Consider the following 7,223-nt stretch of genomic DNA (forward strand, 5'->3'; position numbering starts at 1 on the left):
GCCGGCGGCGCGGTGCCGGGCGACGGCACGACGGTGCTCGTCCAGGCCCATGCCACCGCCACGGACGCCACGGGCGACCAGTGGCCGCTGGTCTACACCCTGACGATGACCGCCCGCTCGGGCCGGTGGGAAGTCACCGCCCTTCAGGGCGGAGCTCCGGCGAAGACCGCCACCGCGAAGGCAACGCCCGCTCCCAGCAGCAGCATCACGGCCACGGCGGTTGGGGGTGCGGCCAAGTGACCACCCATGTGCAGCTGGCCGGGAAGCTCGCCGAACTCGGCAACTCCTGGCTGTCGACGCTCGGGACCTGGGGCGACAAGGGCCTGCAGGTCGGCCTGACCGCGATCGTGGTCATCACCTTCGTCCGCAAGGTCTCCCTCAAAGCCGGGATCGGCGCCCTGATCGGCATGGTCCTGGCCCTGGGCCTCTACAACTCGCGCGACAGCCTCGCCAACCTCTTCCAGGACGAGGTCAACAACCCAGCCAAGGCCACCGGCGCCATCACCGTCGTGGCCTCCCCGCAGCCGCACCGGCTGCCCGGCGTGACGGGCGGTGTGCTGTGAGCAGCCAGAGGACGGAGCGGCAGCGGGTCGCCCGGCTCGAGGCCCTGATCGGCCGCGCAGTGCTCTACCCACCCGCCATCGGCATGCGCTGGACCTGATGGGCAACGTCGCGGCGGTCGGGCGGCGGCCGACGGTCGTCTGTGCGCGCCTCGCTCCCGGGGCGCGCACAGACGAGCGGGATGAGGACCGGCCTCACTGTCAGGCGGTCACTTGTCAGGCGGTCACCGCAACTGCTGCCAGCGCTTCGAATTCATCGTCAGTCAGAGTGACGGTCGCCGCCGCGGTGTTCTCTTCCAGGTGCGCCACCGTGGATGTGCCCGGGATCGGCAGCATGACGGGGGAGCGGCGCAGCAACCAGGCAAGCGCCAGCTGGGACGGGGCGAGGTCCCGCTCTTTGGCGATGTGGGTCAGCGGGCTGTCGGTGCCGGCGAGTGCGCCCGTGGCCAGCGGGAACCAAGGGATGAACGCGATGTCGTGTGCCTCGGCGTAGTCGAGGACGCTCTCGGCGGAGCGGTCAGCGAGGTTGAACAGGTTCTGCACGGAGACGATCTTTGCAGTCTTCCCGGCTTCCTTCAGCTCGTCGACGCTGACCTCGCTGAGCCCGATGTGCCGGATCTTGCCCTCGCTCTGCAGCGCGGCAAGCTCGCCCACCTGGTCGGCCAGGGGCACCTTCGGGTCGATGCGGTGCAGTTGGAGCAGGTCGATACGCTCCAAGCCGAGGTGGCGAAGGTTGAGTTCCACCTGCTGACGCAGGTATTCGGGCCGACCCACCGGCACCCACCCGCCGGGGCCCGTACGAGTGTTGCCCACCTTGGTGGCGATCACCAGGTCCTCGCGATAGGGGTGAAGCGCCTTCTTCAGCAGCAGATCGGCCGTGAACGGGCCGTAGGCATCGGCGGTGTCGATGAAGTTGATGCCCAGTTCGGCAGTACGCCGCAGTACACGAATCGCCTCGTCGGGGTCCTTGGGATCGCCCCAGACACCGGGCCCCGTCAACTGCATGGTTCCGTAGCCGAGCCGGGTGACCTGAAGATCTCCGCCGAGCAGGTAGGTGCCCGAAGCGCTGGCTGGCTGGTTGCTGATTGTCATAAGTGGATCACTCCAAGAAGAGCATGAGCCTTACACACAGTCCAACCGTTGCTCTGCCTGCAAAGTTCCAGACGAAGGCTTTCCAGTCCTGGGGCCCGGCTGCCCAATGAGCCTGCGGCCTCCCGCTGGGGCCTGTCGTACTTCCTCTACCTGGACCAACACGCCGCATTCATCCACGGCCTCACTCGGCAACCGAACACTCGTGCGGAGACAAAACGCTCTTCAGAACGCGCGCAGGTACTGGTTCGGGGTCGGGGCGTCGGCGCCCAGTTCACGCGCGGCGTGCAGCGGCCAGTGCGGGTCGCGCAGCAGCGCACGGGCAAGCAGTACGGCGTCCGCCCTTCCGCTGGTGAGGATCTCCTCGGCCTGCGCCGGCTCGGTGATCTCGCCGACAGACGCCACCGGCACCCGTCCGACTGGAAGACCCGGGCCCGGGGCCGGTTCGCCACGGGTCTCGAACCGCCGTTCACCCTCGGCTTCGACGTCTCCGGCGTCCTTGGGACCATCCCCGCGCCCGCGGGGAGCAGTCAAGTCGTTGCATGAGCCGTGCCAACGCCGCGGGACCATTCCCGCGGGCGCGGGGAGCTGTCGGCGTTCGCGTGAAAGTACCCAGCCGGGTACATGGAAACGTATCCAGCAGGCTGGACGCCGGAGCGCTGAGGCCATCCGATAGCCAGCCCGCCACGGGACAGCGGCTGCTGTCCCACATCCTGGAGACGGCGGGTGGCCCCAGCGCATCGCCAGCCCAAGTCCGTTGTGGAGCGCACGGTCAGCGTGGGATTAGCGAGCCCTCTCCCGTGACCGTCAGGCGCGCCAGGGGGCCGCCCGGCGAGCAGTTGCGGCCGTTGGGATAGGTGGGCTGCGGGGTGATACTGACCTGTCGGTCGAGCACGGTGGCGCCCCGCTGGTTCTTGAATACCAGCGTGACGTGTACTGGCTTTCTTGGGAGGTCACGTACGACCGCGAAGCCAGGCCAGATAAAGGGCTCGGGGGTTGTGGGGGTCCTCGCCGCCGGGCCTTCTGTGGCGGGAGCGGATTCCGTGGTCATCACGAGGTTCCTGGGGTCGCCGGTTCTTGCGATCAGGTCTCCCGCAGCCGCAGCGTGCGCTTCCGGCATGTGCCGTCCCAGCAGGCCGTAACGGTCGCGTCGGCCACCCTGTTCGCCAGTTCCGGCTGGACCTCGACCCGGATCCCGGCGGGCGCGTCCATCAGGGTGCAGGGATGGGTGTCTCTCGCGGAACCCCCGCACGCGCTCAGCAGCGCCAGAGCCGCCAGGGGGACCGCCAATCCGACGTTGTGTCTCACGCTGGCTCCTCGCCTACCGTCTGAGTCTTGATCACGGCCACTCATGCTGGCACGGCAGCTCACCACGCCGCTCGACCTGGATCAACGCGTGCCATCCCCTCCCCTGGTCCGTACTGCCATCTTGATGACGTACCGCCACTGCCACTTTGGTGACGCCTACCTTGAGAACCGCCTGGCAACGAACGTTTACTGGCACCGGGTCGAGCGGCAGCAGGTGCTCTCGAACAGCGGAGGACGGTCCCGGGGCGCCGTCGCGGAGGACAGTCCCGGGGCGCGGTCATCGCCAGTCTGCGCAGGGCCTCGCCCCACCGGGCCGGTTTGGGGCCGCCGGGCTCCGGTCGGACCCATTATCGGATTTGGCTGTGGCGGCGAACTGCCCAGCCCCGGTCCGAGCTGACGAGAGGAACAGCTGCATGCAGCACCGGCTCCGGTTCGCCCCCGAAATCCTCGCGCGCCTCGGCGAGGAACTGGTTCCGCACCCGGACCTTGGTGTGCTGGAACTCGTCCGCAATGCCTACGACGCAGATGCGATCACCTGCCGTATTGAGCTGGACGTGCTCGGCCAGAGCTGCGCTCGCGACCTTGGCCCGCTCGTACGCCGTCGCCGCCCGCGCCGAACCGTCTGGCGAGGCCACCCACCGCCACCGGGACCGATGCCAGGTGGCGGTGCAGGTGAGCTGGGCGCGCCCCCGCAGCGTCATACGACGGCCCACCCCGAACGACACAGGGACATTACAGGCGAACCGCCGAGACGATCAACGAGTACGGGACTGCTTCCCGGAAAGGGTCTTGAACATCGACGTCTCCCATGGCCCAGCGAGTTCTCCGGCGCGGTACAGCACGGGGTCCGCTGGCCCGGGCGCGGACCGGCGGCATCAGAGCATGGGCGCGGGCCGCCCCGACGGCAGGGCGAGCGCGCGCGAGTGAGGGCGGCCGCCTACGCCGCTCCCGCGGCAACTTTCCCAGCGACGACGTCTGCTCCGGACACTGCGGACCGCCCAGTCGCGAAGGCGCCGGAGACCAGCGCGACCAGGACCGCGGCGAGAACGACGACGGCCGTGGCCGAGATTTGGAGCAGGGCCGCGGCGACCACGGCGCCGCCAAGCATCGCGGCGATCGAGCCGACCCGGCGGTGAGCCTTCGCCCCCTGCCCCCCGCCGAGGGCGCTATCGGCGGTCAGCCCTGTGAGGGTCAACGTCAGCACGGAGGTGTTGAGGTCGCGTACGCCGAAGTGGCGGACTGTGCTGTTTTGCAGTCCCGCCGCCAGAGCGAGGAGCGCGATAGACACGTATGCGCAGGGACCGCCGGCGTGTGCGCTGCCGTGTTCCGCGCTTCGCCCGTCGGGCGTAATCAGACCGCTGCCGCTGACTAGCGCGACGAGGGCGAGCAGGACTGCCTCCGCGGCCAGGGCCGCGACTAGCCAGCGGCGCGGTCGGCGGGACAGACGGGCGGCGATGCGACCGCCAGTGAGTGATCCGAGGACGAACCCGCCGACGGCGATGGCGGAGGCGACCCCCGACAGATGAGCGCTTGGTTGGAGGCTGACGCCGAGGAAGACGACGTTGCCGGTCATGTAAGCCACGAAGACATGCCCGAGGCTGAGGTAGCTGAAGGTGTCGATGAGCCCGGTCACCGCGGTCAGTACCAGCATGGCGGCCACCGTCGGGCGGCGGCTGAGGGGTGAGGGGACGGCCATGGCGGCTCTCGTTTCGAAGGGTCGGGAGCAGGGGCGCCTAGCCCGGGGACCGATGCGCGAACGGCGGTCCCACTTGCACCACCACCGGCCCCGTCGGGCGTTGCCTTGAGCATCCGCTCCCTTCCTCATCATGTCTAACGATCACAATTGATAGCGCTCAGCGATTTCAGCGATGGATTTCACTAGACTTATGCTGTGCAGATCCGCGACCTGGAGTACTTCCTGACTTGTTGCGAGACCGGGAGCTTTACCGCCGCGGCTCGCAAGATGCACATCGTGCAGTCCGCGATGTCCAGCGCGATCGCCCGGCTGGAGCGGGATCTGGGTACGGCGCTGTTCGACCGCTCGGTAACACCCGTCGCCATAACCGAGCACGGGGCCGCCCTCCGTACGGCCGCCCAGCGTGTGCTGGACGCCGTGCGGACCGCGCGGGACGAGGTCCACGCCGTCTCCGGCCGGGTGCGTGGAACGGTCGTGCTCGGCAGCACGTTCAGCACGGGTCCGCTCGATCTCGCCGTGGTGCTCACCGACATGCGGTCGCGCCATCCGGAGGTTGTCGTCCAGTTGCGCCAGTCCTCGGCCGGGTCCGCGGGCAACCTGCGGGCGGTCCTGGACGGTTCGCTGGACATCGCGCTGACGGCCAGCGGCAAGCGGCCGCCCGACGGGATCGTGCTGCGGCCCCTGACCGACGAGCCGCTCGCGTTTGTCTGCCGTGCGGACCATCCGCTGGCCGAGCGGGCCCTGATCACGCTGCCCGACCTGTCGGCCGTGCCGATCCTGCGCTTCCCGCCGGGCTGGGGAATGCGGGACACCGTGGATCGGGTGCTCGGCCCGGTGGACTCCGCGACCGAGATCGCCGACCATGCGCTAATGGTCAAGCTCATCCGCGCCGGCTTCGGCGCGACCTTGATGCCCGCTTCGGCGGTGACCGGCGACGGCGTGTGCGTGATTCCACTCGACGCGCCGGAATTGACATGGCATCTGTCCGCGGCCGTCAGCGCCCGCCGCCGTCCCACGGCAGCCACTGAAGCCCTCCTCGAAGCGCTCACCGCCGCTGCAAACGACGCCGCCAGCCCATGCTGCACCTGATCCGGCGGCGCCGCCTGTCTCGGGACTGACCGCCCCGCACGGCTCCGCTGTGGCCGTCGCAATCATTGCTGAATGGCTGGAATTGCTCCCGTCCTACCCCCGCGTTCAACGCAATCCAGATTGTCCGGAGTCCTTGTCGGGGCAATGCCCTACGCGCGTTCTTCAAGGCGGTCGAGGACACCGTCCGCGCGACGCTGTGCCAGGGGCTGCACGGCTGGGAGGTGACCGACTGCCGGGTCACCATGACCCGTTCCGGGTACTGCCCGCGGCAGAGCCACGCACACGCCCGGTTCGACAAGAGCATGTCCGTACCTCACACCTCGCCCAGCTCGAACTTGCCGCCTGACAACAGGATCACACCAGCCCGTTTACGCATTTCCCAACGGAGTCGTGAACGCCCGGGGTTCCGCGCTAGATCATGCTGAAAGCCATGATCCGAACAAACCAGTCCACAGGTCTTGACTATTACTCCGCTCTGGGTGCCGGGCCCCGCGAGGCCCGCGAGCCGGGCCGGGACTGGCCGGCCGAGGTTCTGGCCGGTCGAGGCGACCGTCCTGGACCACCGCGCCCCGGCGCTATCCGCAAATACCTCAACGCCAACCCCGGCTCCGTCCCTGAGCCGGTCGGAACCCTCGAGGGCCCCACCGGCCGGCAGATCCCCGCCTTCCGCCGCAGAGACCTGCAGGACTTCGACCGCAAGCGCACCGGCGACAACACCGGCGCCGCCGGACGCCCGACCGGCCCCCAGCACCGCGACCGCAAGCCCGAGACCCAGCGCATCAACACCGCCCTGGGCTACCTGCGCGAGATCGGCGGCTACCGCCGCGGCGTCGCCGCCGAGCTCGCGGCACGGCACCACGAGCCGGCCTGGAAATGGGAGCGCGCCGTCAAAGAAGCCCGCAACCAGCGCAGCAGCACCGACGCGGCCGAGCACAAAGAATGACCCTGGGCCAGCTCGCCGGGCTGATACATCGTCCGTGACACCGTATCCGCCGGCAGGTTCAAAGATGGTCGACATGTGGTGACTGACGAGGGCTCGGGGCGCGAGACTTTAGGCGTGGGCCTCGTCGTAGGCGGCCATCAATCCGGCGGGAATTGGGCCTCGTGTGCTGACCTCTTTGTTGTTCTCCCGCGCCCAGGCCCGTACCTGCGCCAAGCTGCGCTGCGCAGGGACGCCTCCGTTACCGCCAGCGGAGGCAGTCGCCTTGCTCGTCCGGCGCGTCCTACGGGCCCTGCCAGATCCCTCAACGGAGGCCGTCTCCTGACTGGGAGCTGCCTTCGCAGAAGCGGCCTTCTTGCTCGCCCGGCGCTTTACGCCGGGTCCCGCGGCTTCCGCAGCGGGAGCCGCCTCGTCACTGGGAGCCGCCGTCGCAGTGGACGCCGCCTTCCCCGCAGCGCCCTTCTTGCTCGCCCGGCGCTTTACGCCGGGTCCCGCGGCTTCCGCAGCGGGAACTGCCTCTGCGCTGGGGGCCGCCGTCGCA

At 69.2% G+C, this 7,223-nt stretch carries 9 protein-coding genes and 1 pseudogene; 4 read left to right on the forward strand and 6 right to left on the reverse strand.

The genetic code is table 11. From position 1 onward, the window contains the following. A pseudogene (locus EFK10_RS12945) lies at window positions 1-240 on the forward strand (conjugal transfer protein); the annotation flags it as partial. Then, window positions 237-563, forward strand: a complete 327-nt coding sequence (locus tag EFK10_RS12950) for a hypothetical protein (protein ID WP_127355863.1) — start codon at window positions 237-239, stop codon at window positions 561-563. The pseudogene EFK10_RS12945 and the gene EFK10_RS12950, both read left to right, overlap by 4 nt. 213 nt (window positions 564-776) lie before the next feature. On the opposite strand, the gene EFK10_RS12955 is transcribed toward EFK10_RS12950, so the two are convergent. The 5 genes from EFK10_RS12955 to EFK10_RS12970 form a co-directional block, all read right to left on the reverse strand. After that, window positions 777-1,652 carry an aldo/keto reductase gene (locus EFK10_RS12955; RefSeq protein ID WP_127355864.1) on the reverse strand — a complete coding sequence of 292 codons (876 nt, stop codon included), beginning with the start codon at window positions 1,650-1,652 and terminating at the stop codon, window positions 777-779. A gap of 222 nt (window positions 1,653-1,874) precedes the next feature. Next, window positions 1,875-2,060, reverse strand: coding sequence for an oxidoreductase (locus EFK10_RS50055; RefSeq protein WP_407647070.1), 186 nt, complete (start codon window positions 2,058-2,060; stop codon window positions 1,875-1,877). A gap of 672 nt (window positions 2,061-2,732) precedes the next feature. Continuing rightward, on the reverse strand, window positions 2,733-2,957 hold the full coding sequence (locus EFK10_RS12965) for a hypothetical protein (protein ID WP_127355865.1): 225 nt from the start codon (window positions 2,955-2,957) through the stop codon (window positions 2,733-2,735). A 347-nt stretch (window positions 2,958-3,304) separates the two neighbouring features. Next, entirely contained in the window at window positions 3,305-3,658 is a 354-nt protein-coding gene (locus EFK10_RS47345) for a hypothetical protein (protein WP_164835968.1), read from the reverse strand. A gap of 236 nt (window positions 3,659-3,894) precedes the next feature. Continuing rightward, entirely contained in the window at window positions 3,895-4,608 is a 714-nt protein-coding gene (locus EFK10_RS12970) for a YoaK family protein (protein ID WP_206305430.1), read from the reverse strand. 240 nt (window positions 4,609-4,848) lie between these two features. Here EFK10_RS12970 and EFK10_RS12975 point away from each other — a divergent pair, with 240 nt between their 5' ends. Further along, window positions 4,849-5,742: a LysR family transcriptional regulator gene (locus EFK10_RS12975; RefSeq protein ID WP_127355867.1), complete on the forward strand. Its 894-nt coding sequence runs from the start codon at window positions 4,849-4,851 to the stop codon at window positions 5,740-5,742. A gap of 430 nt (window positions 5,743-6,172) precedes the next feature. Then, complete coding sequence (locus EFK10_RS12985; protein WP_127355868.1) at window positions 6,173-6,685, forward strand: hypothetical protein; 513 nt, start codon at window positions 6,173-6,175, stop codon at window positions 6,683-6,685. A gap of 108 nt (window positions 6,686-6,793) precedes the next feature. Here EFK10_RS12985 and EFK10_RS53785 read toward each other — a convergent pair whose 3' ends face one another. Then, complete coding sequence (locus tag EFK10_RS53785) at window positions 6,794-6,898, reverse strand: Lsr2 family DNA-binding protein (protein ID WP_456318725.1); 105 nt, start codon at window positions 6,896-6,898, stop codon at window positions 6,794-6,796. Between the last annotated feature and the right edge of the window lie 325 nt (window positions 6,899-7,223).

The organism is Streptomyces soli, from assembly GCF_003999195.1.
Taxonomy (GTDB): Bacteria; Actinomycetota; Actinomycetes; order Streptomycetales; family Streptomycetaceae; genus Actinacidiphila; species Actinacidiphila soli.

Bases quoted from the DNA above. Each gene is read 5' to 3' on its own strand.
- EFK10_RS12955 (WP_127355864.1), bottom strand. From the start codon at position 1,652: ATGACAATCAGCAACCAGCCAGCCAGCGCTTCGGGCACCTACCTGCTC.
- EFK10_RS47345 (WP_164835968.1), bottom strand. From the start codon at position 3,658: ATGACGCTGCGGGGGCGCGCCCAGCTCACCTGCACCGCCACCTGGCAT.
- EFK10_RS12970 (WP_206305430.1), bottom strand. From the start codon at position 4,608: ATGCTGGTACTGACCGCGGTGACCGGGCTCATCGACACCTTCAGCTAC.
- EFK10_RS12985 (WP_127355868.1), top strand. From the start codon at position 6,173: ATGATCCGAACAAACCAGTCCACAGGTCTTGACTATTACTCCGCTCTG.